The 25780-nt window shown below is 57.5% G+C and carries 24 protein-coding genes, 1 pseudogene and 1 riboswitch; of the genes and pseudogenes, 7 read left to right on the top strand and 18 right to left on the bottom strand.

The window, feature by feature from the left end; all coding sequences use genetic code 11:
• Positions 1 to 27: 27 nt before the first annotated feature.
• From cobA to cbiE, 5 genes are read right to left on the bottom strand one after another with little or no spacing between them, the layout of a single operon-like run.
• Positions 28 to 747, bottom strand: a complete 720-nt coding sequence (gene cobA, locus ACXLHR_RS13735; RefSeq protein ID WP_458791959.1) for a uroporphyrinogen-III C-methyltransferase — start codon at positions 745 to 747, stop codon at positions 28 to 30.
• Complete coding sequence (locus ACXLHR_RS13740; RefSeq protein ID WP_458791960.1) at positions 744 to 2057, bottom strand: cobyrinate a,c-diamide synthase; 1314 nt, start codon at positions 2055 to 2057, stop codon at positions 744 to 746. Before ACXLHR_RS13740 ends, cobA begins: the two co-directional genes overlap by 4 nt.
• Positions 2050 to 2844: a precorrin-4 C(11)-methyltransferase gene (gene cobM, locus ACXLHR_RS13745; RefSeq protein ID WP_458791961.1), complete on the bottom strand. Its 795-nt coding sequence runs from the start codon at positions 2842 to 2844 to the stop codon at positions 2050 to 2052. The genes ACXLHR_RS13740 and cobM overlap by 8 nt, the downstream gene beginning before the upstream one ends.
• Positions 2841 to 3224 carry a cobalamin biosynthesis protein gene (locus ACXLHR_RS13750; RefSeq protein ID WP_458791962.1) on the bottom strand — a complete coding sequence of 128 codons (384 nt, stop codon included), beginning with the start codon at positions 3222 to 3224 and terminating at the stop codon, positions 2841 to 2843. The genes cobM and ACXLHR_RS13750 overlap by 4 nt, the downstream gene beginning before the upstream one ends.
• Complete coding sequence (cbiE, locus tag ACXLHR_RS13755; protein ID WP_458791963.1) at positions 3206 to 4405, bottom strand: precorrin-6y C5,15-methyltransferase (decarboxylating) subunit CbiE; 1200 nt, start codon at positions 4403 to 4405, stop codon at positions 3206 to 3208. Before cbiE ends, ACXLHR_RS13750 begins: the two co-directional genes overlap by 19 nt.
• On the opposite strand from cbiE, the gene ACXLHR_RS13760 reads away from it, so the two are divergent.
• On the top strand, positions 4404 to 5159 hold the full coding sequence (locus ACXLHR_RS13760) for a cobalt-precorrin-6A reductase (protein ID WP_458791964.1): 756 nt from the start codon (positions 4404 to 4406) through the stop codon (positions 5157 to 5159). The two genes, cbiE and ACXLHR_RS13760, sit on opposite strands and share 2 nt — an antisense overlap.
• Here ACXLHR_RS13760 and cobJ read toward each other — a convergent pair.
• Genes cobJ through ACXLHR_RS13795 form a run of 7 tightly spaced genes read right to left on the bottom strand, consistent with a single transcriptional unit; the run spans position 5132 to position 13133 of the window.
• Complete coding sequence (gene cobJ / locus ACXLHR_RS13765) at positions 5132 to 5884, bottom strand: precorrin-3B C(17)-methyltransferase (protein WP_458791965.1); 753 nt, start codon at positions 5882 to 5884, stop codon at positions 5132 to 5134. The genes ACXLHR_RS13760 and cobJ overlap by 28 nt on opposite strands.
• Positions 5881 to 6624: a precorrin-2 C(20)-methyltransferase gene (locus ACXLHR_RS13770; protein WP_458791966.1), complete on the bottom strand. Its 744-nt coding sequence runs from the start codon at positions 6622 to 6624 to the stop codon at positions 5881 to 5883. The genes cobJ and ACXLHR_RS13770 overlap by 4 nt, the downstream gene beginning before the upstream one ends.
• Positions 6621 to 7250, bottom strand: a complete 630-nt coding sequence (locus ACXLHR_RS13775; RefSeq protein WP_458791967.1) for a precorrin-8X methylmutase — start codon at positions 7248 to 7250, stop codon at positions 6621 to 6623. The genes ACXLHR_RS13770 and ACXLHR_RS13775 overlap by 4 nt, the downstream gene beginning before the upstream one ends.
• Positions 7247 to 8380 (bottom strand): cobalamin biosynthesis protein CobG, encoded by a 1134-nt coding sequence (locus ACXLHR_RS13780; protein WP_458791968.1) that lies wholly within the window; start codon positions 8378 to 8380, stop codon positions 7247 to 7249. The genes ACXLHR_RS13775 and ACXLHR_RS13780 overlap by 4 nt, the downstream gene beginning before the upstream one ends.
• On the bottom strand, positions 8377 to 11682 hold the full coding sequence (gene cobN, locus ACXLHR_RS13785; RefSeq protein ID WP_458791969.1) for a cobaltochelatase subunit CobN: 3306 nt from the start codon (positions 11680 to 11682) through the stop codon (positions 8377 to 8379). Before cobN ends, ACXLHR_RS13780 begins: the two co-directional genes overlap by 4 nt.
• A 4-nt stretch (positions 11683 to 11686) precedes the next feature.
• A complete protein-coding gene (gene cobW, locus ACXLHR_RS13790; RefSeq protein WP_458791970.1) occupies positions 11687 to 12745 on the bottom strand; it encodes a cobalamin biosynthesis protein CobW in 1059 nt (352 codons plus the stop codon).
• Complete coding sequence (locus tag ACXLHR_RS13795; RefSeq protein WP_458791971.1) at positions 12738 to 13133, bottom strand: DUF1636 family protein; 396 nt, start codon at positions 13131 to 13133, stop codon at positions 12738 to 12740. The genes cobW and ACXLHR_RS13795 overlap by 8 nt, the downstream gene beginning before the upstream one ends.
• Positions 13134 to 13226: 93 nt before the next feature.
• A riboswitch (cobalamin riboswitch) is annotated at positions 13227 to 13434 on the bottom strand.
• A 38-nt stretch (positions 13435 to 13472) separates the two neighbouring features.
• On the opposite strand from ACXLHR_RS13795, the gene cobO reads away from it, so the two are divergent.
• Both cobO and ACXLHR_RS13805 read left to right on the top strand, forming a co-directional pair.
• Positions 13473 to 14084, top strand: a complete 612-nt coding sequence (gene cobO, locus ACXLHR_RS13800) for a cob(I)yrinic acid a,c-diamide adenosyltransferase (RefSeq protein WP_458791972.1) — start codon at positions 13473 to 13475, stop codon at positions 14082 to 14084.
• A 6-nt stretch (positions 14085 to 14090) separates the two neighbouring features.
• Positions 14091 to 15539 carry a cobyric acid synthase gene (locus ACXLHR_RS13805; RefSeq protein ID WP_458791973.1) on the top strand — a complete coding sequence of 483 codons (1449 nt, stop codon included), beginning with the start codon at positions 14091 to 14093 and terminating at the stop codon, positions 15537 to 15539.
• A 152-nt stretch (positions 15540 to 15691) separates the two neighbouring features.
• Here ACXLHR_RS13805 and ACXLHR_RS13810 read toward each other — a convergent pair.
• From ACXLHR_RS13810 to ACXLHR_RS13820, 3 genes and pseudogenes are all read right to left on the bottom strand, one after another.
• Positions 15692 to 16855 (bottom strand): annotated as a pseudogene (locus ACXLHR_RS13810) (integrase core domain-containing protein).
• A gap of 381 nt (positions 16856 to 17236) precedes the next feature.
• A complete protein-coding gene (locus ACXLHR_RS13815; protein ID WP_458791974.1) occupies positions 17237 to 18874 on the bottom strand; it encodes a hypothetical protein in 1638 nt (545 codons plus the stop codon).
• Positions 18871 to 19266, bottom strand: coding sequence for a hypothetical protein (locus ACXLHR_RS13820; protein ID WP_458791975.1), 396 nt, complete (start codon positions 19264 to 19266; stop codon positions 18871 to 18873). Before ACXLHR_RS13820 ends, ACXLHR_RS13815 begins: the two co-directional genes overlap by 4 nt.
• A 21-nt stretch (positions 19267 to 19287) precedes the next feature.
• Between ACXLHR_RS13820 and fliF the strand changes: the two genes are divergently transcribed.
• The 4 genes from fliF to fliP are packed head-to-tail and all read left to right on the top strand — an operon-like array spanning position 19288 to position 22233.
• The gene (fliF, locus tag ACXLHR_RS13825) at positions 19288 to 20655 is read left to right on the top strand and encodes a flagellar basal-body MS-ring/collar protein FliF (RefSeq protein ID WP_458791976.1); all 1368 of its coding nucleotides are present in this window, start codon (positions 19288 to 19290) and stop codon (positions 20653 to 20655) included.
• A complete protein-coding gene (locus tag ACXLHR_RS13830; RefSeq protein WP_458791977.1) occupies positions 20655 to 21218 on the top strand; it encodes a FliH/SctL family protein in 564 nt (187 codons plus the stop codon). Before fliF ends, ACXLHR_RS13830 begins: the two co-directional genes overlap by 1 nt.
• Entirely contained in the window at positions 21211 to 21504 is a 294-nt protein-coding gene (locus ACXLHR_RS13835) for a FliM/FliN family flagellar motor switch protein (RefSeq protein WP_458791978.1), read from the top strand. Before ACXLHR_RS13830 ends, ACXLHR_RS13835 begins: the two co-directional genes overlap by 8 nt.
• A complete protein-coding gene (gene fliP, locus ACXLHR_RS13840; protein WP_458791979.1) occupies positions 21505 to 22233 on the top strand; it encodes a flagellar type III secretion system pore protein FliP in 729 nt (242 codons plus the stop codon).
• Between the two features lie 4 nt (positions 22234 to 22237).
• On the opposite strand, the gene ACXLHR_RS13845 is transcribed toward fliP, so the two are convergent.
• Genes ACXLHR_RS13845 through flgK form a run of 3 tightly spaced genes read right to left on the bottom strand, consistent with a single transcriptional unit; the run spans position 22238 to position 25772 of the window.
• The gene (locus ACXLHR_RS13845; protein ID WP_458792556.1) at positions 22238 to 23311 is read right to left on the bottom strand and encodes a flagellar basal body P-ring protein FlgI; all 1074 of its coding nucleotides are present in this window, start codon (positions 23309 to 23311) and stop codon (positions 22238 to 22240) included.
• A 35-nt stretch (positions 23312 to 23346) separates the two neighbouring features.
• Positions 23347 to 24354: a flagellin gene (locus ACXLHR_RS13850; RefSeq protein WP_458791980.1), complete on the bottom strand. Its 1008-nt coding sequence runs from the start codon at positions 24352 to 24354 to the stop codon at positions 23347 to 23349.
• Positions 24355 to 24356: 2 nt separating this feature from the next.
• Positions 24357 to 25772: a flagellar hook-associated protein FlgK gene (gene flgK, locus ACXLHR_RS13855; RefSeq protein ID WP_458791981.1), complete on the bottom strand. Its 1416-nt coding sequence runs from the start codon at positions 25770 to 25772 to the stop codon at positions 24357 to 24359.
• Positions 25773 to 25780: the final 8 nt, after the last annotated feature.

A 25780-nucleotide genomic window follows, 5' to 3' on the forward strand; every position in this document is an offset into this window, starting at 1 on the left:
AAACTGCCGGCTCCCGCAAACAATAATTCACTCCTCCGCCAGCGGACCGTAGAGGATCAGCGCAGGCGCATCGCCAATCTCGGCCTTCAGTTGATCCGCCAGTGCGGCAACGCTCATCCGGGTCAGCTGCTGATCGGGGCCGCTGACATCCTCGGCTAATAGCGCAGGCGTATCGGCCGGTAGACCGTGGGCGTGTAGCACCTCATAAAGCTTGGGGAACGTGCGCTTACCCATGAAAACTACGGTTAAGGCCATAGGGTCGGCCAGTGCAGGCAGGTTCATATCCTCGGGCAACTGGCCCGTGATGTCGTGACCGGTTACAAATTGCACCCGCCGCGCGCTCAGCCGCCGGCTCAGCGGAATGCCAGCGGCGGCGGCCGCTGCAATGGCCGATGGCACGCCAGGAATGATTTCATAAGGAATGCCCGCCTCACGCAGTGCAATCAGTTCTTCCTCTAGCCGGCCAAAAAGTCCGCTATCGCCGGATTTCAACCGTACAACGCGTTGATTGGTCTGCGCGTATTCTACCAAAAGCCGACTGACATGATGCTGGCGCGGCGAGGCGCGGCCGGCCCTTTTGCCCACGCCAATTAGATCCGCACCGCGGCGCACATGACCCAGGATCGGTCCCGAGGACAGATCATCGAACAGCACCGCATCGGCGCGGCGCAAACGGTCCACGGCCTTCAGCGTCAACAACTCCGGATCTCCGGGGCCGGACCCGACGAAGCTAACAAAACCGGTCATGCGCCCTCCGCCGTAATCAGGTGAAAGAAAGTGCCGGTAACATGACCGCGATGCGATCCGGTTTCAGGCACGGGATTGCCGTCGGCGTCTGCGACTGCTGCCAGCAGCGCATCAGGCTGCTCAAGGATCGTGGAGTAATGGTATTCGTGACCTCGCAGCCGCGTCCCCTTCGGATATCCCGGAACGGGCGCAAGCAGTTCGGCCTGCCGGTAACCCAGATGGAATTTGCGTTTCTCGTAACTAGTCACAAGCCCAAGAAGTCCAGCCATCTCGTGACTCTGCCCCTCCTTGTCGATCAACGCCGCACCTAGCGCCATGTAGCCGCCGCATTCACCATGGACGGGCCGCGTTTCGGCATGGCGCCGCAGACCGGCAAGGAAATGATTTGCCGCCGCCAGTCGACCCGCGTGCAGTTCAGGGTATCCGCCGGGCAACCAGATCAAATCCGCGTCGGGATCCGGTGCTTCATTCGCTAGCGGCGAAAATGGCAACACCTCGGCGCCCGCTGCGCGCCAACCCTCCACCAGATGCGGATATGTGAAGGAAAACGCCGCATCCTGCGCCAACGCGATGCGTTGTGCTGGCGGCGCAGGCAACACGCCTCCTTGTCCAGCGGGCTTGCCGCGCGCCGCAGCCTTAATTGCCTCCAGATCTACATATTCGCGCAGGAATACGGCATAGCCCGCGATGGCTGCCTCCAGATCGGGATGCTCGACTGCCTGTATCAAGCCCAAATGCCGCTCGGGCAGGGTCAAATCACCGCGCCTTGGCAAGGCACCCAGCACCTTCAATCCGGCCTTTTCCATGCCCATTGCCGCCAGCCGCTCGTGACGTGGCGACGCGACGCGATTCAAAATCACACCGGCAAAAGGAACGTCGGGGTTATACATCCGAAATCCCAGCGCCGCCGCCGCCGCCGATTGCGCTTGCCCGCTGACATCGACAACCAGCACCACGGGCCACCCCATGCGCAGCGCGGTTTCAGCACTGGTGCCAAAGCCACTCTGCCCACGCGTGGCGACGCCATCATAAAGCCCCATCGCCCCCTCGGCGACGCAAATCTCGGCTCCCTTGGCCTGCGCCGCGATGGCGTTCAGCAATCCCTCCCCCATTGCCCATGTGTCAAGGTTGAAGGACGCGCGGCCGGCAGCGGCCAGATGAAACGCCGGGTCGATATAATCCGGCCCCGATTTGAACGGCTGCACCCGCATCCCGTCCTCTGCCAGCGCCCGCAAAAGGCCCAACATCACCGTTGTTTTGCCGGTCCCCGAGGACGGGGCCGAAATCATGATTCCCGGTGCATCACTCATCTTTGTCACTCCAATTGGTCCAAGGGCTACCTGCAGTTTGCGGTCTGTAGCGCCGATCGTAATCCTTAGCGTAAAGGCAGCTTTCCGCGAACCCTTCCCCGCCCAAGGCAGGCCCAACAAGGATCAGCGCCGTGCGCGTGATGTCCGCATCCATCAGTCCGGCGATATCGCCCAGTGTACCGCGTATGATCCGTTCATCTGGCCATGACGCACGGAACACGATGGCAACCGGGCAATCTGCGCCATAGGCGGGCGTCAGGCTGTCTGTCACATGGTCTAGGTTCTGGATCGACAGGTGAATGGCCAGCGTCGCACCGGTAGCGGCGAAGTTTAGCAGCGTCTCGCCCTCAGGCATCGACGATGCGCGCCCCTGCGTGCGGGTCAGCACCACCGATTGCGCAAGGCCCGGCAACGTCAACTCGGCCCCCAGCGCGGCCGCAGCGGCGGCAAAGGACGGAACACCGGGTGTGACCGACACGGGAATATTCAAGGCGCGCAGGCGGCGCATCTGCTCGCCCATCGCGGACCAGATGGATAGATCGCCCGAATGCAGCCGCGCCACGTCCTGTCCCGCACCATGCGCGCGCTGCATTTCAGCGATGATCGCCTCCAGATCCATTGGCGCGGTGTTGACAATATGCGCGCCCTCCGGGCAATGGCCCAAGATCTCCTCCGGCACCAGCGATCCAGCATAAAGGCAGACCGGACTGGACGCGATCAGATCGCGCCCCCGAAGGGTCAAAAGGTCCGGCGCGCCGGGACCAGCTCCGATGAAATGAATGGTCAATGTCCGTCTCCTTCTGCCATGGCACAGGTGGCCATGCGATTGGGTGAGATGTGCCGCGCTGCAATCAGCCGCGCATTGAAGCCGGCCGCCGCCAGCGCCGCCGCCTCGGCTACGCTGCCGGTGCCATGGGCGGCTTGTGAAACTTGCGACTGAGTGCAGGTCATCTGGGCTATAAGTCGCTCGGGCATCACAGGATGGATTCTGAGACCCATCTCATCCGCCAAGGCCCGCAACGCGGCGTTGTGCTCCTTGCCAGCCGCCGTTGCCAACAGGTCAGGGTATACGCCTTCACACGCCAAAGCCAACGCCGCACGCAAGCTGTCCAAGCCGACCCCTACGCGAAATCCGAACCCAGCCACGATCATAGTGTGGCGTTCCATTGAACGACCGGATAGCTGGATTTCCAACCAGTTCTTGCCCCGAGCGGCGCCGCCTGAGCCAGCTCGATTCGCAACAGATCGCCACCCAGACGCGCGTGGGCTTGCGTCAGCAACGCCTCAGTTTCCAGCGTCACGGCATTGGCGACGATCCTTGTGCCTTCGGGCAAATGCGCCACTAGCCAGTCCAACAGCGGTTGCTTCAGCCCTCCGCCAACAAAGACCACATCGGGGAGAGGCAGATTTGACAGTACCTCGGGCGCCGCGCCCTGCACGACGATCAGATGGTCCACGCCCAGCCTCGCCCCGTTCTGCGCGATCCGCGCGGCGCGGTCCGCGCGTGGTTCAATAGTGGTGGCATTGAGGCTGGGATGCGCCAGTAGCCATTCGATGGCAACCGAACCGGAGCCGCCACCAATGTCCCACAGATGCTCGAACGGGCGCGGCGCCAGCGCCGACAGGGTAAGGGCGCGAACCGGCCGCTTGGTCATCTGGCCATCGCTGTCGAACCATACATCTGGCCTTCCACTGGCGAGTGGCAGAGCAGCGCCTCCACCAGAAAATTGAACGGCGGCACAGACAGGATGGGCAAAAGCCACATTCGGCAGACCCGCCGCTTTACTGTCTGTGCGCCGCTCGCGTGGGCCGCCGACAGCCTCGAAAACAGTCATATTAGACGCGCCAAACCCAGCTTGACACAGATAATCCGCCAATTCCCGCAGTGCCGAACCGTCGCGCAGCAGCACTATAATGCGAACGCCATCTGCTAGCGCAGGGCGCAGCCGCGTGAGCGGCGCTGCGTGCAGACCAAAGCACTCAGTGTATTCCAGCGGCCAGCCCATCCGCGCGGTTACCAGCGAGAAAGTCGATGGGCCGGGCAAAGCTGTCCACTCCCCCGGCGTCAGATGCCGCGTGATGCTAGTGCCCGCGCCAAACCAGAACGGATCGCCCGAGGCCAGCGCCACGACGCGCCGCCCGCGCAACTCCAGCAGTCGCGTTATGCCGTCAACGAAGGGCACAGGCCATGCGATCGTCTCCGCCTTGAGGTCCGGCAGCAATCCTAGATGCCTTGGCGGCCCCATGACGATTTCCGCCGCCGCCAGCGCGTTATTACTTGCAGGCGACAGGCCGTCCGGCGCATCTTCACCCATTCCTACGATGGTCAACCACGGAGCGTCAACCATGAAGAACAACCTTCTGATCCTCGGCGGCACGACCGAGGCAACAGCGCTCTGCCAAAGACTGAGCGAGGCGGGAATCGACGGCACTGTGTCCTTTGCGGGCCGGGTCAATCGACCTCTGCGGCAACCATTGCCGCAGCGCGTCGGCGGTTTTGGTGGTGTAGCAGGGCTGAAGCGCTACATTGAGGATCACGCGATTAGCCATGTGATCGATGCCACCCACCCTTTCGCCGCACAGATGAGCGCCAATGCCGTGGCCGCCTGCACTGCTGCGAATGTGCCGTTGATCGCGCTTACGCGCGCGGCATGGCACGCCGAGCCAGGCGATGAGTGGACTCATGTGCCGGATATTGCCGGCGCGGTCGCGGCGCTGGTCCGTCCGGCGCTGCGCGTCATGCTGGCCATCGGGCGCATGCATGTGGCCGAGTTTGCTGTGAACCAGCAGCATTTCTACCTGCTGCGCATGATTGATCTGCCGGATGCGCCGCTGCCCTTTCCCGACTGCAGGATCGTGCAGGATCGTGGCCCCTTTAGCAGTGAGGGCGATCTGGCGTTGATGCGCGAGCACCGCATCAATCTTGTTGTTTCGAAAAACTCCGGCGGCACCGGCGCATTCGCCAAGATCGCCGCTGCTCGCCGGTTGGGTCTGCCCGTCCTCATGATCGACCGCCCCGTCCTTCCGGCGCGGCCCGAAGCGCATTGCGTGCAAGAAGTACTGAAGTGGTTGGGTCATACAGGCACCGACCTTGGTGTATAGACGAAAGGTGCGCCATCCCTTTCGATCACCCGGGTAGCCGATGTTCCCACCAGCACCATGGTGCGCATATCGGCCATCTCGGGGCGCGCGTCCGGCAGGGCAACGATGCGGATGCACTCATCCTCCGTCGAGACTGCGCGGGCGAAAATTACCGGACGGGCATCGCGGCAGGCATCGTTGAGAATGTCCAGAACGCGGGCGAACCCTTCGGGGCGTGCTTTTGAACGCGGATTGTAGAAAGCCATGGCAAAATCCGCCTCAGCGGCTAGGCGCAGGCGCTTTTCGATCAGCGACCAGGGTTTCATGTTATCGCTGAGATTGATGGCGCAAAAATCATGCCCCAAAGGTGCCCCGACGCGCGCGGCAGCGGCTAGCATGGCGGTGATGCCCGGCAGCACCTCGATATTCAGGGTACGCCATATGTCTGGCCCCGCCTCCACCGCCTCGAACACCGCTGCTGCCATGGCGAAAACCCCAGGGTCGCCCGAGGATACAACAACCACGCGGCGGCCCGCCGCAGCCATTTCCAGCGCGTGGCGCGCCCGATCCAGCTCTACTCGGTTGTCGCTGGGATGCAGCACCAGCCCTGAACGCGGCGCGATGCGCGCCACATAAGGAATGTAGCCGACGACATCGGTTGCCTGTTCAAGCGCGCCAGTCACCTGCGGTGTCACCAGATCATCTGCACCCGGACCCAGACCTGCGATGGTCAGTGATCCGGTCATGGCCGCCGCCCTTTGCCATGCACGACGACGATAGAGAAATAAGGGGTGACACGCCCTTCGGCGTCTGAGAGTTTTTGCACGGTCTCGCCTTCCATACTGGCGTATTCCACAAGCCACGCGTCGTCATATTTGCCCGCGCGGCGCAAGGCGCGACGCACCTTGTCGATGTTGCGCCCGATCTTCATCACGACCAGCGCATCGGCAGCCACCATGTGACGGCTCAGGTCATCCTCGGACAGGGTCGCCATCAGCACGCTCAACACATCGTCGCCCCATGTGATTGGCTGGCCCGAGGCCGTCCACGCCGCCGACATGCCAGTTGTTGCGGGAACGACCTGCACGGGCACCTCCCCGCTCAACCGCGTGTAAAGATGCATGAACGAGCCGTAAAAAAATGGATCCCCCTCGCAGAGCACAACGACATCCTCGCCACTTTCGACCAGACTGCGTAGATGGGCCGTACAGTCCTCATAAAAAGTCGAAAGGACGGCGTTGTAGTCAGGATGCGCTATCGGAATTTCCGTGGTGACGGGATATTCCATAGCAAACTCCACAGTGCCTTCGGGCAGCATCCCCTCGACCATGCCGCGTGCGCGGCCCGCCCGTCCCTTTTTGCGGAAGAACGCGATATGGCGGGCATTGGTCACAAGGCGGTGGGCGCGCACACTCATCAGGTCGGGATCGCCAGGGCCAAGCCCGACGCCGTAGATCGTGCCGGTTGTCCGGGTTGTACCGCTCATTCCGCGCGGCTCGCGATGGCGTTGATCGCGGCCACGGTGATGGCGCTACCGCCCAGCCGCCCCTCGACTATGCAGCAAGGCACCGGCTGATCGGCCCAGAGAGCGTCCTTGCTCTCGCGAGCGCCAACAAATCCGACAGGGCAGCCGATGATCGCGGCGGGGCGCGGGCAACCTGGATCCTCCAGCATGTTCAGTAGATGGAATAACGCGGTTGGCGCATTACCGATGGCAACCACCGCACCCCCAAGGTGCGGGCGCCACAACTCCAACGCTGCGGCAGAGCGGGTGTTCGACATCTTGCGCGCCAGGTCCGGGACAGCGGGGTCCCAGAGTGTGCAGATCACTTGATTATCGGCAGGCAGACGGGTGCGCGTCACGCCCTCGCTGACCATCCGCGCGTCGCACAGGATCGGTGCGCCAGCATCAAGCGCGGCGCGAGCCGCGCGGGCAAAACCCGCAGATAGGCGGATATGTTGCTCCAGTCCCACCATTCCGGCCGCATGGATCATGCGTACTGCAATCGGCTCTTCATCGGGATTAAAACGACCCAGATCAGCCTCGGCGCGGATCATGGCGAAGGATTGCGCGTAGATCGCGGCACCATCAGTCTGGTATTTATAACTCATCTTGTTACGCTCACTTTGGTAAGAATTTCGTCGGAGTTTAGCGCGTATCGCTCGGGGGTGTCGCTTGCGACGCCATGGCGCAGCATGTCAAACCTGCCCTCCCGCCCGATCAGCGTCAGGTCCGCAGGCCGTTGGCGTGCGCAGCCCTTGGCGCAGCCGGAGACATGCAGCGTGCCGCTGACATGCGGCGCAATGCGCCGCGCAAGGGCGCGCGTCTCGACGCTAGCAGAGGGGCAAAAGGGTGCGCCGGGGCAGGCGTCTACACGCATCAGGTGGTCATCCGGATCGGTGACGAAAGCGGGTTCATCCGTGGGCGCACCGCCCTCCAGAAACAATTTGCGCCACGGTGTGAGGCGAATTGCGGTCAACTTTTGCGCGCGGATCACCCGCGCCAGTGCGGCAGCATCCACATGGCCAAATGCAGCGCCAATGAATGCGCCGCCATTTTGCTTGCCAATCTGCGGTTGCGATGCGGCCGGCAGGGCGGGTTCATCGCACCAGTCTGTTGGCAATGATGTCGTGGCAAGTACGCGCGCCATGCGACGCCGATCCGGCGTGCTATGTTTCGCCAACCAATGCGCCATTTCGATCAGTGCCGGGATTGCGTTTTCTTCGGTAACTGCCCGCCCCATAGATGCACCATCCGCGCGCAAGATCAAGCTGCCTGCAGCGCGCTCGATCCGGATATCTGCGCTGTCGTTTGTCAACAGCGGATGCGCTCCGCAATCTATCGCAAAGCCCACCTTCGCAGGCAACTCCGGCAGATCGTTAAGTCGCTCCAGCAAGGCGAGAGTGAGGCGGTGGGTCCTGTCTTCTGTCTGCCAAAACGGCGTGACAAGGATGTTGCGGCGCCCCTCAAGTGCGGGATCGGGATCGAGTAGGCCGAGATCGCCCAAGCTGTGCAACAGCGTTGCATGATCGCCTGCGGCCACCCCGCGAATTTGCAGATTGGCGCGGTTCGTCAGGTCCAGATAGCCATGACCGAAATGCTGTGCTAAATCGCACAGGCCCAACGCCTGCACTGCCGTCAGCCGCGCCAATCGCGGACGGATGCGCACGACCAGCCCGTCCGCTGCCATCATTGGGCGATAGGCGCCTGGGCACCAGCCCTTTACCATAGGTACGCTCATCCGCGCGCCTCCAAACCGGTCATCACCGAATTGCGCCGTGTCTGCCACAACCCGGCTTCCAGCAGCGCGGTAAACCGCGCCTGCATTGCGCGGTGCGCTTCGGGGTTGGCGTCCTGCAGAAAACCCTCGGTTTCCGGATCGCCCAATGTCGCGTCGTGGTAGAGGTCAAACAGATGCGCTGGTACAGCACCCGCCAGATGCGCAAAGCTGGCCATGTGATCCAGCGTCGCCGCAATTTCGGCAGCCCCGCGAAAGCCGTGCTGCTTCATGCCGTCAATCCAGCCGCGATTGCCGGCGCGGGCACGCACGACGCGGGCGATCTCTTCGGTTAAGCTTCGCGTGCGGGGGCGATCGGGATCAGTATTGTCCAAATGATACAGAGCTGCCCTGCCACCCGTGATCGCCTGAGCTGCGGCAAAGCCGGCCTCATGCGCCGCGTAATCGCTCGCTAGCAAGAGGTCGGTTTCCGGCAGATCCTGTGGATGGACGAAACTGTCGGCTTTCGCGACACGGCTACGAATACCGGCCAGATCTTGCTTCGCCGCCTCGCCATCCAGCGCCCAAGCACTGGCATTGAGCCATGCCAGACCCGCCTTTTCGCGGCCAGCATCGGTATAGTCGTCCAGTGCAGCGCCCATGCCAAGGCCGAACTGCCCCGGCGCGGGGCCATAGACGCGGGTCGGATCGCTCTGCCCCGCATAAGGATTCCAGTCAGGTGCCTCGTCGCGGGCAGCAAGTGCGCGTACGGCCTGCGCAAACAGCGCAGACAGCGTCGGAAACACATCGCGGAAAAGCCCCGAGACGCGCAACGTCACATCGATGCGTGGGCGGTCCATCTCGGCCAGCGGCAGTACTTCGATGCCAGAGACACGCTCGGACCCCGCATCCCAAACGGGCCGCACCCCCAGTAAATGCAGCGCCATGGCGAATTCCTCGCCCGCCGTGCGCATCGTGGCGGAACCCCACAGATCCACGATCAGGCCGCGTGGCCAGTCACCTTCGTCCTGCAGATGACGTCGGATCAGCTCATCGGCCAAGCGAATGCCCTGCGCATGTGCGGCCCTTGTCGGCACCGCGCGCGGATCAGTGGTGTAAAGATTGCGGCCCGTCGGGAGCACATCGCGCCGACCGCGATAGGGCGAGCCGGACGGACCCGGAGCAATGCGCCGCCCGTCCAGCGCGTCCAGCAGCGACTGCCGCTCGCCCGCGACCGATTGCGCTGTGGCAAAGGGCGACGTGCCCTGCTGCGCGCGGCCCCAGATATGCAGCCCCTCGCCAAACTGGCTTTCTTTGATATCACAGACGAACCGGTCAATCCGCGTAATGGCCTCGGCGCTGCATCCGGCGCGATCAAGGCCCAGATCCTGCTCAAGCCCCTGCGCCTGCGCTTCGTCCCGGATATCACCCTGAAGCCGGTCGCGTCGGCGCGGATCAAGGCCATCGGCATTGGAAAACTCGTCCAGCAGCGCCTCAAGCCGGGCCAGCCTCTCTGGCGTGCCGCTGGTGCGCTGGGGCGGAGGGATATGGCCCAGCGTGACAGCACCGATACGCCGCTTGGCCTGCGCGGCCTCACCGGGGTCGTTGACGATGAACGGATAAATCACGGGTAGCGCGCCGGTGAGAACCTCGGGCCAACACGTGTCAGACAGTGCCACCGATTTGCCCGGCAGCCATTCCAGCGTGCCATGCGCGCCAATATGCACCAACGCATCTGTATGATTTTGCAGCCAAAGGTAGAAGGCGACATAGGCATGGCGCGGCGTGCGGGTTAAATCGTGATAGCTGTCTTCGCGACCCTTGGGCGTGTCCCGTTCGGGTTGAAGCGCGATCCATACATTGCCGCGGCGGGTGGCGGCAAAGTGAAATGCGCCTGCGTGAGCATCTGGGTCTTGCTCTGGATTGCCCCAGTCTTTGACCAGCCTATCGCGCAAAGCTTCGGGTAGCCGCGCCAGAGCGATTTGGTAATCTGCCAGCGGCCAAGCGGTGACGCGCGACAAAAGCGCCTCCTGCAACGATGCGCCACTTGCCCCGACACTGTAGCCTGCTCCGCGCAAGTCCTCCAGAATCGCCTCCGCCGATTGTGGCGCGTCCAGTCCAACGGCATGGCCCATATTCCAATCTTTGCCGGGATAGGTTGAAAGAACCAGCGCAACGCGCCGCTGAGCAGCAGGTAGCGCCGCGAGACGGGTCCAGCCCTGAACGCGGTCGGCAATCGCCGCGATGCGGCCTGGCTCGGCGCGATGGGCAAAGCGGGAATATTGCAGATACTCATCCCGCTTGCCCGGATCCTTAAAGCTGGCAACACCTCCCATGATGCGCCCGTCCACTTCTGGCAACACCACATGCATCGCCAGATCGGCGGGCGACAGACCCCGCTCGGCCCCCGCCCACGCCTTGCGCGTGGACGTTGCCAGCGCCACTTGAAACACCGGAACCTCTGCGGCGTCCAGCGGCGATGTGCCACCCGCCCCCTTGCCGGAAAAGGCTGTGACGTTGACGACTGCTGCAGGAGCAAGCGTGGCCATTTGGCGGCGCAGCCAGCCCGCAGCATCCGGCGATTTCAGCGAGGGCGCGAAGAGTGCGACCACGTCAAAGCCCCGCGCGCGGAAGGCGTCAAAAAGAGCCGTGATCGGCGCAAGATCGGCGGCCACCAGATACGAGCGGTAAAAGACTAGCAATACGCGCGGCTGGCCCGCCAATGCCTGTGCAGAGCCCAGCGCCAGAATCGGGCAGCATGCGCCCTGCTCGGGCGTCCATGCCCCCACCTGCGGCAATGATTTGGTGCCCTGCACAGGCCCGGCATAGAGTCCTGCGGCTAGCGCGAGTTGCGCCAGCGCCGCCTGCGCGGCGACCGCGCCGCCGGTGTCGCACAAATGCGCCAACCGCCGCAGCGTGGATTTCGGCAGCGTCGACATCTCGTCCAATCGCGTATCGGTTCGACCGTCAGCGGGTAACACGGCGAGCGCAATACCTTTTTGCTGGGCCAGCGCCCGAATGCTCTGCAATCCGTATGGCCAATAGGGCACGCCGCCAATCAAGCGGATCAGGATCCCCTTGGCCCCGCTCAGCGTCTGCTCAACATAGGTATCAACCGACAGCGGATGCTTGAGCGCGACTATATTTGCCAGCCGTAACGTGGGCAGCCGCCCCTCCGGTCCTCCCCCGCGATGCCAGCCTTCCGCGAAAGCGCCGAGGTCGGAATCCGAGAGCGACAGCACCACCAGATCAGCGGCGATCTGCCCCAGATCCATTGGCGCTTCGGTCTCTTCCAGCCCGTGGCTTTCGCGGAATATAACATGCATGGCGTTACTCAGCCGCCTCGGTACGCGCCGCGCCCAATGCCGCACAAATCACATCCGCTTTGATATCATGATGCTCGGCGATCACGACCAACCGGCCTGCACGAGCCTCATCTGGCTTCCACGGGCGATCGAATTGATGTCGCACACGCGCTCCCACAGCCTGAACCAGCAGGCGCATCGGCTTGCCCGCTACAGCAGCATAGCCCTTGATGCGCAGGATATTATGGTCATTGGCTAACGCTTCGATAGCGCGGACTAGGTCGGCAGGATCGGTGACTTCGGGGATGTCCACGACAATGCTTTCAAAATCGTCATGCTCATGGTCATCCGCCCCGTCGTGATGCGAGGGACGCGCATCGGTGTCATCTTCGGCCGCAGCCTCAAGCCCCAGAATAATACGCGGGTCAATGACACCCTCGGCCACTTCGACCACGGGGACCACGCGATGGGATTGTGCCGCGATGACCGCCTTCGCACGGACCACGCCCTCGGGACCGGCAAGATCAGGTTTGGTCAGAAGAATGATGTCAGCGCAGGAAATCTGATCCTCGAACACCTCGGACAAAGGCGTTTCATGGTCGATGCTCTCGTCTGCCAGACGCTGAGCCTCAACGCGCGCCACGTTAGACGCAAACCGTCCTGCCGCAACCGCCTCGGCATCGGCCAGAGCTATGACACCATCAACGGTGATTTTCGAGCGGATGTCAGGCCAGTCAAACGCCTTGAGCAGCGGTTTGGGAAGGGCCAGCCCGGAGGTTTCGATCACGATGTGATCGGGCCGTGGGTCGAGTGCCATCAGCGCCTCGATAGTCGGGATGAAATCATCGGCAACGGTACAGCAGATGCAGCCATTCGCCAATTCTATGATGTTTTCGGCTGGGCAATTGGGGATCGCGCAGGATTTCAGGATATCGCCATCGACGCCCACATCGCCGAATTCGTTGACGATCACAGCAAGGCGCCTGCCGCCCGGATTCTGCATCAGCTGGCGCACCAATGTGGTCTTGCCCGAGCCGAGAAAGCCAGTGATGATTGTGACGGGGAGTTTCGCAAGGTCAGACATTTGTGGTCTCCAATGGGGGAATGCGTGCAACGCAGTTACGCTTGAAATGTTCGGGGCGTTCGCGCCACGGAATTAACCCGTCGGCGGTCGCATGATATCGCGCCGCACCGTCAAGGATCATGGCGGGACCTGCCATCTCGTCGACATTGGCGAATATATAAGTCCAGCGCGCGCCACCGCGCAGCGCAACGGTGCAGCCGTGATCGCAGTTTTGCAGGCAATCAACCGGCGTCAGGCGCAGGCCCTCGGGCAGCGGCAAAGCGTCCAGCGCATCATAAAGCATCTGGCCGGGCCTGCGATCGTCACCCTGCTCGGCACTGCCGCGCCGGCATTTGACACAAACCAGCACTTCAGTTTGATTGACTGGCGTTTCTGTCTGATCGTTCATGGTCCTCTGCCCCACATATTATGGGACGAAGGTATAGATGGCGAGGATATTCCGACAGTCGGAATCACCCCGACACCAGAACACCCCGTCCGGTTACGTCGTCGTGTGCTGGCAGGTCTCCCGGCTTACGGATTCAGGGCGGGTGGCCCTATGGCTGATCTGCCTTCCCGGCGGTTGCCAGTGGCGTTGATCGGCCTTTCCGTTCACGGTCGCGGGGGCGGCTGCACTTGACCGCGACACATCGCGGCTGCACATTCCCTTTTCACCTGCCGAGGCAGGCACCAACATAATCGCAGCTTTCGCCGAAAGCCAACACCCTGTCAAGCCGAAGGAAATCCTATGTCCACTGATCTGAACGCCCGTCACACTGAAAAAATGCGCAAGATCAAGGCCGCTCGCGACAGGATGATGGAAACCAAGACCGAAGAAAAGGGACTGATCATGGTCCATACTGGCGCGGGTAAGGGTAAATCCTCGTCCGGATTCGGAATGATTATGCGCTGCATCGCGCATGGCATGCCCTGCGCGGTAGTACAGTTCATCAAGGGAAACTGGGAAACCGGCGAAAAAACCCTTTTGCGTGAACATTTCGCGGATGAATGCCAGTTCTTTGTTTCCGGCGAAGGTTTTACTTGGGAAACGCAGGACCGTGAGCGCGATATCGCCGCTGCGCAAAACGGCTGGAAAATCGCTAAAGAGCAGATCTTGAAGCCAGAAATTCAGTTCGTGTTGTTGGACGAGATCAACATCGCGCTGCGCTATGATTATCTGGACATCGACGAAGTGGTAGATTTTCTGCTGCACCAAAAGCCCGCGATGACGCATGTGTGCCTGACCGGCCGCAATGCCAAGCCCGAGCTGATCGAGGCTGCCGATCTTGTGACCGAAATGGCGCTGGTCAAGCATCCCTTCCGCGAGGGGATCAAGGCGCAAAACGGCATCGAGATGTAGTGCGACATGGCGCGCGCATTAATGATACAAGGAACCGGCTCGAACGTCGGCAAATCAATGCTGGTGGCGGGGCTTTGCCGTGCCGCCCGCCGGCGCGGCCTATCCGTCGCGCCCTTTAAGCCGCAAAACATGTCCAACAACGCCGCCGTGACGGCAGATGGCGGCGAAATCGGACGCGCGCAAGCGCTTCAGGCCATGGCCTGCGGGTTGGCCGCACATACCGATATGAATCCGGTCCTACTCAAGCCCGAAACTGAAATGGGCGCGCAAGTGGTGGTACAGGGCAAGCGTCTGACGACGACACGAGCGCGCGATTATGCAGCGCTGAAGCCCGCGCTGATGGGTGCCGTTCTGGACAGTTTTCAACGCCTGCGGGCGCAGTACGATCTGGTAATTGTCGAGGGTGCCGGCAGCCCTGCCGAGATTAATCTGCGGCAGGCCGACATCGCCAATATGGGCTTTGCCGAGGCCGCAGACGTCCCCGTCGTACTGTGCGGCGATATCGATCGGGGCGGCGTGATCGCACAGATCGTCGGAACGCAAGCGGTGATGCCGACAGCTGATGCAGATCGGATAAAGGGGTTCATCATCAACAAATTCCGCGGCGATCCCGCGTTGTTTGACGACGGCTACGCGGCGATTTCGCAGATGACCGGTTGGCGCGGTTTCGGAGTCGCTCCGTGGTTTGCGGATGCGTGGCGCCTGCCTGCGGAGGATGCGCTTGATATCGCGGACACGTCGAGGGGTGAGGGTTTTCATATCGTCTGTCTGCGCCTGTCACGCATCGCTAATTTCGACGATCTCGATCCCCTCAGCCAGGAAACCAATGTGCGTGTCACAATACTGTCCACAGGCCAACCCATTCCGGCGGACGCGGATCTGGTCATTTTGCCGGGGTCAAAGTCGACACGCGGTGATCTGGCCTTTCTGCGCGCTCAGGGTTGGGACATCGACCTGATCGCACATCACAGGCGCGGCGGACGCATTCTAGGGATCTGCGGCGGATATCAGATGCTGGGCAATTGCATCTCAGACCCCATGGGCATTGAGGGCACGCCGGGCGACACACCGGGCCTTGGCCTCTTGAATATATCGACCATTATGGGCGGCGACAAACGCCTGACCGAAGTTTGCGCACATCATACAATGCTGAACCTGCCCTTCACCGGCTACGAGATCCACATCGGCCGCAGCGACGGACCAGACTGTGCGCGTCCCTTCGCCCATGTGAACGAACGACCAGAGGGTGCGGTATCGCCGTGTGGGCTCATTACAGGCAGCTATCTGCACGGCATGTTCGCGGATGATGCGTTTCGACGCGCATGGCTGGCGGATCTTGGTGCGCAACCGTCGAACACGTCATACGCCTTGCGCATCGAAGAAACGCTCGACGCGCTGGCCGAACATCTGGAGGCGCATCTGGACGTGCCCGGCCTTCTGGCGCTGGCGAGGTGACATCAATCCGTCCTGCTTTTGGAGACCCAGCGTCGCTCACAGCCAAAGAGAATACCTTCGAAACACCCCGAAAGGACTGTGCTTCAATTCCTGTCCTCACCCAAACAACTTGCGGCTGGGCCGACAGGTAGGTGATAGAATTCCGGCTTTGGTCAGATCGATGGGTTGGCTTTACCTTCTGATTTTACGATCATGATCTGTGACTTGCTCCCGATCGCAATGAGGGTCTTTCTTCATTGTATTATTTACGCAAAGGCTCCAACTTTTCGGCCACCTCAGCAAAGCTCAAGAAGCTGTCAGTGTTACGCGATTGGTCCGAGCAACAATGGCGACGCGCATTTAAGCATTCCTGCCGGAGCTTGCGGCTGAAGCATTCGATGAAGTCGTCGTACGTCGGCGTGCCTGGTCTGGTAAAATCCAAAACCACGCCCTTGTGATATGCCCACAAATCCAAGTCGCGTGAGATGAATTCCGGCCCATCATCGACGCGAATGGTTTTGGGGCAACCAATCTCAAGACAACCCTTTCCAAGGAGTCTATGACATCTTCGCCGCGATAACTTGAACGTAATGACCGACATGTGTCGAAAACCGTCAGGACGCGTAAAGTTGCGACCCGTTGCCAGCTGGCGTGCACAAAACACATCGCCCAAACATCATTGCCTGTGACAGCATTTTGCCTGTCATCTCGCAACGTGGTTTTCACCCGCAGCTTTGACGTTTTGTTACGCGATTGAAGCCCCATTTCACTGTAAATGCGACAAGTATTCTCAATATTCACATGCCAACCCTCTTATAGAAGCAAAAAAATGAACACCAGATATCCATATCGCAAACCCGTTCGGCAAATTCCCTTAATGTGCTTTTTTAACGCGGCCGGGTCGGTGCTAAGGGATTTCTCATGATATGTCTGCCCGTCAAACCGCAAAACACTACATGCCTTTCGGATCGATATCCGCCTATCAGAACACATTCGAAAGGCGGGCTCTCGCTTTCAATCCGGCCCTAGATGTTTCGCTTGATAACGTGCCTCACAACATTTCTCTATCCAACGTCAGATCAGCGACAATCCTTTTCAACCGATTTTTCTCGTCTTCCAAATCGCGCAACCGGCGCATCTCTGACGGCATCATTCTTTCACATTTGTTTGGCGGGAAAACCGCCCACAGGACGCTTTTCTTTACTACCGACACTCCAATCGAAATACGTTGCCGGATTTATCCCAGACAGGCGACAAATCTCCGCAACCGTCGTGAATTCATCGTCCAACTTAACAAGAACCGCCTTTTGGGCGTCCGTGAATTTGGATGCTTTCAACGCTCCAGCCACAAAAATAGCAGTCGGAACTCCAATTCAAAATAGTCCAGATTCGGGGCACAGAGCGACGCTGTTTTACATTGGTGGAACCAATCTTCCGAACGGGTTCCTGATCTTCCTCACGCTTGTCAAAACCATCAAGGCCGAATTGATCTGGCGCGATACATAGGAAACCCATCGTTCGGTTAAGGGGGCAATCTTCGAATACTTCAATGGCGTTTAAAGTCCGAGGCGGCGGCACTCAGCATTCAATGGAAAAGCCCTGTCGCTATCAAACGAAAGATGCCTAAAATGATCACTTACGACGTCACGACAAAGGGACAGATTCAGAATGACTAAATAAGCTCTAAGGCTGATATAATTTTCTAACGAAGGAATTCGCTAAGGGTGCGCGTCTGAATCCACGACTTCAAAACGAGACAACATATCGACTAATAAATCTCGCATTTCGGAACTTTGCGTTAATAAGCGGCGCCCATCTGCGAGAGGCTCATCAGAGTCAGCAGCGAGGTCTATCTCTTTTAACATTGAGTGTGAGATACCTTGCAATAACGTATCATCGCCTTGCAACAACGCGGCCCAATTCCCCAACTTCCAATCGTCACCATAAGCAACTAGGGAAATCCCCTCGCGTCCCGATGCGGCAAGTTCAATCTGACTACGTAATTTCTGAGCGCGTTCAGTTGACAAACCAGCCAGTTCACTCATGGCCGCTTTACTGTCACCAACATCAACATCTGCTTGCGCTCGCAAATAGCGACGCTCCATCATCGTAGTTCCTGTCGCTGGTCCATCTACCAGCGTTGCCGCGCGTTCTGGCATCCCTAAAGCAAGCAATCTACTTGCGACGATATTTTGAGACTCCGCCGCCACATTTTCAAAATCCATAGAAAATGCAAATTCGAGAAACACGGCATCTTCGTAGCTGTCCGCCGCCGAAAGCACCGCTGCGGATTTCATTTCATTTTTACGCAGCGCGCCAATTGCCTCTGATTCCTCCTCCAGCAGCTGAAAAGCAGCACTCAAATCTGCGATTGAAATTAGTGCTTCGATTTGCGCCGCAGCTAAATCTCCAACAACAGATTTCCCCTTATTTTCATAGCGCAAAATGTCGCCCAATGCGATTGCCTCGGGATCTACTCCGAGTTCTGTTTCAGGTGCATGAGTAAGATAATCTATAAGCGCTTCTGGCGTCATTCGAGAATCTGATGCCGCCAGTTCACCAAGAATTCCTGCGGCCTCTTCATTCTTTCCCAAATCGTTCAGAAGTTCGGTCTTCGCAATTGTTGTCTCGAATGTCTGGCCAAGTTCGTCGGAATGAGCCGTTAGCAACATTTCAGCAGCATCGAAATCACCCACCTTTCGAAAGCGGCTGGACAATTCTGGGCCAAGGAGTTTCTGTAAATCCATGGGAAGCAGCCTGAATTCTCGAAGGATACTGCTTCGATCACCTACAGCCCTTGATCCAGCGGGCTGCGCCAAAAACGCCCAAAGGGCTTCACCGCCACGGCACTTAAGTTGGGGTTTCAACATCGTTGGCAGGATCGCGTCACCGTCGACGATCGTTCCCATAAGAATGAGAATCTCACGTTCTCTCGAGTTTGCGCCGTCGACAAGAAGTGCGCTCCTGGCTTCGCGCCCAAATCCAAACAACAAATATGTCCGCGCAAGCTCAATGACCAAATTTGGGTCAGTTTTGTCAAACTCGCTAACAATATGCGCACGTGCTTGAGCTACCCGATCTACAAATGTCTTATCGGTCACCCAGTCAGACACATCAAAGTGCTCTGGGGGCAAGCATGTCCCTGACGAGTCAATTGCCGCCGTTGATGGGGTGATGGCCGAATCAATGCTGGTATGAGCCGATAACCCTGGTTCATTTCTCCCGAAATGGGCGTCTATATGTATTGGTGCTGCCTCCACTGACGTTAAGTTTGACGTCGGTGCAAGCAAACCTTGAGTGGTCGCGCGCGCGAGGCTTTCAACAATAATCTGCTCAAGGTCATCGAGTTGCGTCACGTTTTGGAACGTTCTGAGAAATCAAATACTGGGGCGAAATTAAGAACATTTGCAGTTAAGTCTGTGGGCCATAACGCCAAAACAGGAAGAGTTAATGCCTCTGGCTTGGGAGTAGATTCAATCACATTGATGGCTCCGGCCAAAGCTTGGCCGTCATTAACATCAATGACGAGCTTGTCGGGTCTCCACAAAAATGCTGTCGCATGACAATCACAATCGGAAAACAATAGCAGTTTTCCCGAGTCTAATTTATTCTCAATCTTGGTTATTCGTGAAGTCGAAATACGCGAAAAGACATCAGCGGTTTCGTACTCTGTTACGCCTTCAACTTTAACAGAAAATCCGTCTGATACACGATCAACAGACCAATCAGACCCTCTAGGGACGTCCACGACGATCCGCACAAAGTTTGGATGATCGCGATCTATGTAGAAAGTTCGAGTAGAGATGCATTGCGCATGACCTTGGCCGGCGAAGGACTTCCCGCGAGCGGATCACAAGGATACGAACTGCTTGATACGTTGTCAGGTTTCGGGACTACCTCACAGATGTTCGATGCTGCCTATTGGCGTGCAAAAGAAGGCGAACTGGCACGCACTATCCTTTCAAGCCCACAGATTAGAACTGCGCGCGTTCACATATCGACACCAAACACGCGCACATTTCGTCGCGAAGAAACCCCGACAGCCGCCGTAAACGTAACGACAACCGGCGGCTCGGTATCCTCGCGCCATATCAAGGCACTACAATACCTCGTTGCCGCGGCCGTGCAGGGGTTAGAGCCAGCCAATGTTGCAATTATCGATGGAAATGGCGGCCTCATCTCCGATACGGAAGGACAATCTAACGGAACAAACGGAGATGAACGCGCTATAGAATTGCGCAACCGGGCGGAGCGCCTTCTCGCTGCACGCGTGGGGCCTGGCAATGCGGTTGTCGAAGTGACCGTTGAAACCGTAACCGAATCGGAAATGATAACTGAACGGAAATTCGATCCGGACACACGTGTCGCGATTAGCACCGAAGTAAGCGAAAGCGCCGGAAAATCCCAAGATAGTCGTGGTGGTGATGTTACCGTTGCCTCGAATTTACCTGATGGTGACGCTGCTGGCGGATCCGGAAGCTCAAACAACGAGAACACTGAAAGCCGTGCGCTGACAAATTACGAAGTCAATGAAACGCAACGCCAACTGACGCGCGGTCCGGGTGATGTTCGCCGATTGACCGTCGCCGTGCTGGTGAATGATGTTGTCACCATCGACCAGGAAGGTGTGCAAACAACAACGCCTCGCCCCCCAGAAGAACTCGAAGCGCTGGTCGCGTCTGCCGTAGGATACAATGCGGAACGTGGTGACGAAATCACGCTTCGATCCATGGCATTTGAGCCAATTTCTGACCTTGGCACAGATGGTGTCTCATCTACGGGGACGCCTCTGAATTTAATGCGGCTCATTCAAATCGCAGTGCTTGCCGTTGTTTCATTGGTTTTGGGGCTGTTTGTCGTCAGACCGATTTTGTCTCCATCACGACTACCGTCATTGCCAGCCCCATCTGGCGCAAACATCCTGGAACAAACTGCGACGCAACTCTCGATAGGAAACACCTCGGCTGGTTCGAAATCCGGGGGCGCACTAGCGCTCGGCAACGCCTTGTCAGATCATCAGCAAGACGAAGTAGATCCTGTGAGCCGACTGCGTCAAATGATTTCAGAACGTGAAACCGAAACCATACAAATCCTACAAGATTGGATGGAGCAGCCTGACGAAGTCGAGAAAGTATAATGGTTATCGCACTTACATTAGAATCTTTCGATCACGATCTAGGCAGCACGCCGCAATCACATCCAGAACACACACGCGGTTTTCAGGAGGGGGTAAAGGCGGAGCAAGAGCGTGCAGAAGCAGAGCAACAGCAACTCAATGCCAGCTTGGTTAACTCTATTGCGGACGCACATTTTACTTTCACCGAAGCGCGGCAAACAATTTTGTCAGAATTGGCTCCGTTATTAGAGGCAATCACGACGCACATTTTGCCGGCCACTCAGACACTTGGGCTAAGCTCCCTAATTTGCGAAATTTTGGAGCGGGCAGCAGAATCGCAACTATCAACTTTGCCAACAGTTTGCGTTCACCCTGACCAATTTGATGCGGTATCCACAGCTTTAGCTGTGGGTTTACCTTCTAAAACAAAGGTTTTAGCGGACCCTTCGCTGTCATCCCATGCGGCATGGCTGTCCGTAAATGACCACGATTCGATGATTGATTTCGCAAATACTTTTGCCGCCGTGCAGACCGCACTGCGCGCTTACTCTGATCCCCATGAAAGGAAAATAAAACATGGCTGACCTTCACACAAAAGTGGATCCACTTAACGACGAGCACCCGCTGCACAGTATTCCGATCGAAGTAACGGTTTCCGTCGGCAAAGCCAGACCGCTCGTGCGGGATTTACTCAAACTTAAGGAAAACGCAGTGCTGCCACTTGACCGCAAAATTGATGACCCTGTCGAGTTGTATGTCGGTGATCGTCTGATTGCCCGCGGCGAATTGCAGGAACTGGAAGGTGGTGAAGCTGGCCAGCTTGCTATTCGCTTGACCGAAGTTGCAACGCACAAAGGGGACTTCCATTAAATGCGGATTTCATTCATCGCATTTTTTGCAGTACTCGCATTTTCCGCGATGCCTGTTGCAGCACAAGATCTGTCATCTTCCCTTGGAATCGACGGATCGTTAACAACAAAATCGGTGCAGCTTTTTGCCTTGATTACGGTCCTTAGTCTCGTACCGGGGATCGCAATCATGGTAACATGCTTTCCGTTTATCGTTACTGTATTGGCAATTTTGCGACAAGCCATCGGACTTCAGCAATCACCTCCAAATATGCTCATGGTGTCACTCGCACTGTTCTTGACATATTTTGTAATGGAGCCTGTTCTATCTGCGGCCTACACACAAGGTGTTGCGCCGCTTCTTGCGGGGGAACTCGAAATTGAAGAGGCTTTTTCTAAGACTATGGAACCACTTCAGGGGTTTATGTCGAATCGCGTTGACCCCCAAACCTTTGAGGATCTCGCTGCACTTCGTAGCGACTTGCTTCCAGATCTGGAAGTGGCCGACGCGCCACTGTCCGTCCTCATACCATCTTTCATGTTAAGTGAACTTGAGCGCGCATTTCAGGTCGGTTTTTTGGTTTTTTTGCCTTTTCTGATCATTGACCTTGTCGTCGCAGCAGTGCTGATGTCCATGGGCATGATGATGGTGCCTCCTGCAATTGTCTCGCTTCCATTCAAATTGGCGTTTTTCGTCGTCGCCGACGGGTGGGGATTAATTGCCGCAAGTCTTGTTCGAAGCTACACTTGATTGACTACCGGACAATGAATTCGGCATGAAGTGCGCCGCTCGCCTTGATGCTCTTCAAAATGTCAATCATGTCACGCGGAGCGACACCAAGTGCATTCAAACCAGCAATGACCTCAGACAATGACGTTTCACCCCTGACATCCGCCAAACCAATGCCTGGTTCATCTGTAATTGCCGCCGTGGTACGGGGCACAACAACTGTCTCGCCGGGGGCAAACGGGTTAGGTTGTGCAACCAACGGAGCCTCTTCAATCCGAAGTGTTAAGTTTCCCTGGCTCACCGCAACCCGGCTAATTCGAACGTCTTCGCCCATCACAATTGTGCCTGAACGCTGATCAACAACAACTCGTGCACGACGCTCTGGTTCGACCATAATATTCTCAATCCGTCCCAACGCATGAGCTGGTGATTGCATTTTTGTAGCCAAAATATCGAGTTGAACGGTTCCAGAATCCAACATGACGGCAACAGCGCGTCCAAAGTTTTGATTGATAGCGTTCTCGATCCGACCAGCCGTCGTAAAATCGGGGGTGCGGAGGGCAAGCCGCACTGACGTTAGCGACCCGAAGTCAAAATCAATTTCACGCTCAACAGTCGCTCCTGAGGGAATAACACCTGAGGTCGGGACACCTTGCACCACTGGCGCACCATCGCCGGTCGCCGGAACGCCTCCTGCAATGATCGTGCCTTGCGCCACGGCATAAATTTCTGCATCCGCCGCATTCAGAGGTGTCATAATAAGTGTGCCACCTAGCAAACTATTTGCATCTCCGATCGCCGAAACAGTTACGTCGATAGGGCTGCCGGCGCGTGCAAACGGAGGCAGGCTCGCGGTGACCAAAACAGCAGCGACATTCTTCGGGCGAAACTGCTCACCAGTTACATTGACCCCCAAACGCTCAAGAATATTCGTCATAATTTCTTCGGTAAACGGAGAGTTACGCAAGCCATCCCCGGTGCCGTTTAGACCAACGACCAAACCATATCCGACCAAATCGTTTGATCGCACACCGTCGAACTCCACCAGATCCTTCAATCTAATCGGGGATGCAAGCAAGCTGGTAGGTAGAGCGGCCATTAAGACAGCGACAGAAAGGCTACGCAATACGGCCATTAAATGTACTCCACTAAGCTCAACTGCGACAGACGCGACGTCACGGTGAAATGAATTTCAAGCTGTGTTTGAACCGCCTCTAAGCGCGTAGCAGTCTCAAATGGATCAGCCGCTTCAAATCCATTTTGCGCGATACTGAGGGAGGTACGTTCCGCTTCCAGACGCGTCAGGCCCGTTGAAACGATCGATTGCAAATTGCCCACCTTTGCTTCCAACGCAATAATTGAAGCCGAATACTCCAGCATCCCGATACTTGCCTTTTTAAGCAAGACCCCGCGGTCGCGTGTGGAGAGGCTGGATCCCAGCTCTGTCATTATTGCCCCTAACGCGACTGACTTAAGCAATTCCTTGATTGCAGGGTCATCAGCGCGGACATCCATATCTATCTTTAGGTTTTCGGCAATCCTTCTGGACGGCATTTCGCCATCATCGCCCTGATAGGCAAAAGTTGCAAAGCCGCCAGCTGGATCATCGAACCACGCCTCGACCGCTAACTCCACTGCAGCAATAGTTGCTACGCCACTGATGCCCGCCAACAGGTCATTTAACATCGCATCGGGTGCAGCTAACGGCGCCGCATCGACATTCGAACCACCCAGCAAACTGCGTCCAGCAAACTGTCCGTTGAGCGTATTGACGATATCACTGAATGCAAGCCTAGCAATTTCACCGGCCTGCTCAACAAGTTCGGGCTGACTATCACCCGAGATCATCAACAGTTTTCCCGCTGCATCCGATCGGCTATCATCCACACGCGATAGAACAATTTGCATTTGATCAAGTGTCGTTGCGGTTTCTTTCGCTGCAACCTTGTAGGCATCCAATACACTCAAACTATGAACGATTCCTGAAAACTGCCTGGTGTCGCCACCGAGGTGCGCAGTGATATCCGCCACTTTTCCTGTTGAAAGTTCTTGCCCTAATCGAGCCAGATCAGATTTAATCGCGCCTCCACTTTTCAAAGACATAAAGTGTTGTGACATGTCGCCTATCGAAACAATTGGCATGATTAAATCTCCATTAATTGTTGGATCATCGCGCTGACAGTTTGAATTACCTTTGCGTTTGCCGCATAGGCCTGTTCGACACGTAGCAAAATTTGCAACTCAACATCCGAGTCAACACCGCCCGCGAGCTCGGCATTATGTAAGCTATCCCAGCGCGCTGATGTAAAACTTAACTGTCTTTCCGCAGAAACGCGGTCCTGGCTCGCTGAGGATGAAACCAGAGAAATCCGTTCCGCAGCAGACATCGAAATCGGACCCAAATCTCCTGTTAACGCGCGATGCCATCTATCTAATTGGGCCGCGTTTACCGTTGGGCCGGATGAAGTTGCAGATACGCCATCGCGCCACTTTGACAGATCGCCACCCTGCGCTGGGTCGACTGAACTATTAACAGCAATACGGGAAGATAACCCAATAAAGTCAGCTGGATCTGCTGGATTACCCGCGTCGGTTAATAATCCGGTTCCTCCCGTAGTTGGATCTACAGATGTGTCAGAAAATCGTGTTATCAGATCAAGCGCAATATCATCTAACCCTTGTTGCGTCGCGACAAGAGTTTCATCACGCAACTTAAAAGCAGCCTCTAGTGATCCGCCCAATAGCCGTCCGAAACCATTGTCGTCGCTAAGCGAAATGCCACCTCGCGTAATCCCAGATAATCCGCCCAACGCAAGCGTCATATCAGGTGTAATCGTCGGCGTTGGATTGAATTCAAATTCAGTGAAAGTGCCATCGATCAAAATAAGCCCAGACGTCGTCATTAAGCCAATCTGGCCGTTTCCGCGATCCAGTTCACGCACGGGAATGATACCGCCAATTTCATCCACGACCTGTTGCCGCGCGTCAAATAAATTTGACGGATCTTGTCCCACAGATTTTGCTCGCGTGATATCCGCGTTTAAGGTCTCAAGCATCCGCAGGCTTGTGTTTAACGTGCTAACATCGCGCACGATTGCTGCATCGGCACTCTGTCGCATAACCTGGACGGCGGCGGAACCGTCATTCAGGCTACTTACCAAACGTTTCAGTGTCGTATTCGCGACAGAGAGCCTTTGATCGGACGCAGGATCAGATGCCGCTGAAATGAGTGCTTGCTCAAAGCTTGCCAACTGTCCAGCAAGGCCATCAGGATCCCCGGGAATACCAAGTAGGCTCTCTACCTTACTCAGCATATCTAAAGTGCGCTGTTCGGCGTTCAGTCGCGCCTCGGCTAACCTTCGATCGCCAGTGAGCCCTTTATCTACGTTGCGCGAAATGCCGTCGACCCGCACGCCTCCATTTGCAGAAGATGTCTCCAGCTGCCTGCGGCCATAACCTTCGGTGAGGGCGTTCGATAGATTGCTTGATACAACTTCTGCGGTGCGCGATGTTGCCGTCAGCCCACTAATAGCGTTGTTTAGAGCGCTTGAAATGCTCATCAAAGCAT

This window comes from Yoonia sp. MH D7 (assembly GCF_054439475.1).

Excerpts from the sequence above, each read along its gene's own strand:
- cobA (WP_458791959.1), bottom strand. The coding sequence starts at position 747 with ATGACCGGTTTTGTTAGCTTCGTCGGGTCCGGCCCCGGAGATCCGGAG.
- ACXLHR_RS13740 (WP_458791960.1), bottom strand. The coding sequence starts at position 2,057 with ATGAGTGATGCACCGGGAATCATGATTTCGGCCCCGTCCTCGGGGACC.
- ACXLHR_RS13750 (WP_458791962.1), bottom strand. The coding sequence starts at position 3,224 with ATGGAACGCCACACTATGATCGTGGCTGGGTTCGGATTTCGCGTAGGG.
- ACXLHR_RS13760 (WP_458791964.1), top strand. The coding sequence starts at position 4,404 with ATGAAGAACAACCTTCTGATCCTCGGCGGCACGACCGAGGCAACAGCG.
- cbiE (WP_458791963.1), bottom strand. The coding sequence starts at position 4,405 with ATGGTTGACGCTCCGTGGTTGACCATCGTAGGAATGGGTGAAGATGCG.
- cobJ (WP_458791965.1), bottom strand. The coding sequence starts at position 5,884 with ATGACCGGATCACTGACCATCGCAGGTCTGGGTCCGGGTGCAGATGAT.
- ACXLHR_RS13770 (WP_458791966.1), bottom strand. The coding sequence starts at position 6,624 with ATGAGCGGTACAACCCGGACAACCGGCACGATCTACGGCGTCGGGCTT.
- ACXLHR_RS13775 (WP_458791967.1), bottom strand. The coding sequence starts at position 7,250 with ATGAGTTATAAATACCAGACTGATGGTGCCGCGATCTACGCGCAATCC.
- ACXLHR_RS13780 (WP_458791968.1), bottom strand. The coding sequence starts at position 8,380 with ATGAGCGTACCTATGGTAAAGGGCTGGTGCCCAGGCGCCTATCGCCCA.
- cobN (WP_458791969.1), bottom strand. The coding sequence starts at position 11,682 with ATGCATGTTATATTCCGCGAAAGCCACGGGCTGGAAGAGACCGAAGCG.
- cobW (WP_458791970.1), bottom strand. The coding sequence starts at position 12,745 with ATGTCTGACCTTGCGAAACTCCCCGTCACAATCATCACTGGCTTTCTC.
- ACXLHR_RS13795 (WP_458791971.1), bottom strand. The coding sequence starts at position 13,133 with ATGAACGATCAGACAGAAACGCCAGTCAATCAAACTGAAGTGCTGGTT.
- cobO (WP_458791972.1), top strand. The coding sequence starts at position 13,473 with ATGTCCACTGATCTGAACGCCCGTCACACTGAAAAAATGCGCAAGATC.
- ACXLHR_RS13805 (WP_458791973.1), top strand. The coding sequence starts at position 14,091 with ATGGCGCGCGCATTAATGATACAAGGAACCGGCTCGAACGTCGGCAAA.
- fliF (WP_458791976.1), top strand. The coding sequence starts at position 19,288 with ATGATCGCGATCTATGTAGAAAGTTCGAGTAGAGATGCATTGCGCATG.
- ACXLHR_RS13830 (WP_458791977.1), top strand. The coding sequence starts at position 20,655 with ATGGTTATCGCACTTACATTAGAATCTTTCGATCACGATCTAGGCAGC.
- ACXLHR_RS13835 (WP_458791978.1), top strand. The coding sequence starts at position 21,211 with ATGGCTGACCTTCACACAAAAGTGGATCCACTTAACGACGAGCACCCG.
- fliP (WP_458791979.1), top strand. The coding sequence starts at position 21,505 with ATGCGGATTTCATTCATCGCATTTTTTGCAGTACTCGCATTTTCCGCG.
- ACXLHR_RS13845 (WP_458792556.1), bottom strand. The coding sequence starts at position 23,311 with ATGGCCGCTCTACCTACCAGCTTGCTTGCATCCCCGATTAGATTGAAG.
- ACXLHR_RS13850 (WP_458791980.1), bottom strand. The coding sequence starts at position 24,354 with ATGCCAATTGTTTCGATAGGCGACATGTCACAACACTTTATGTCTTTG.
- flgK (WP_458791981.1), bottom strand. The coding sequence starts at position 25,772 with ATGAGCATTTCAAGCGCTCTAAACAACGCTATTAGTGGGCTGACGGCA.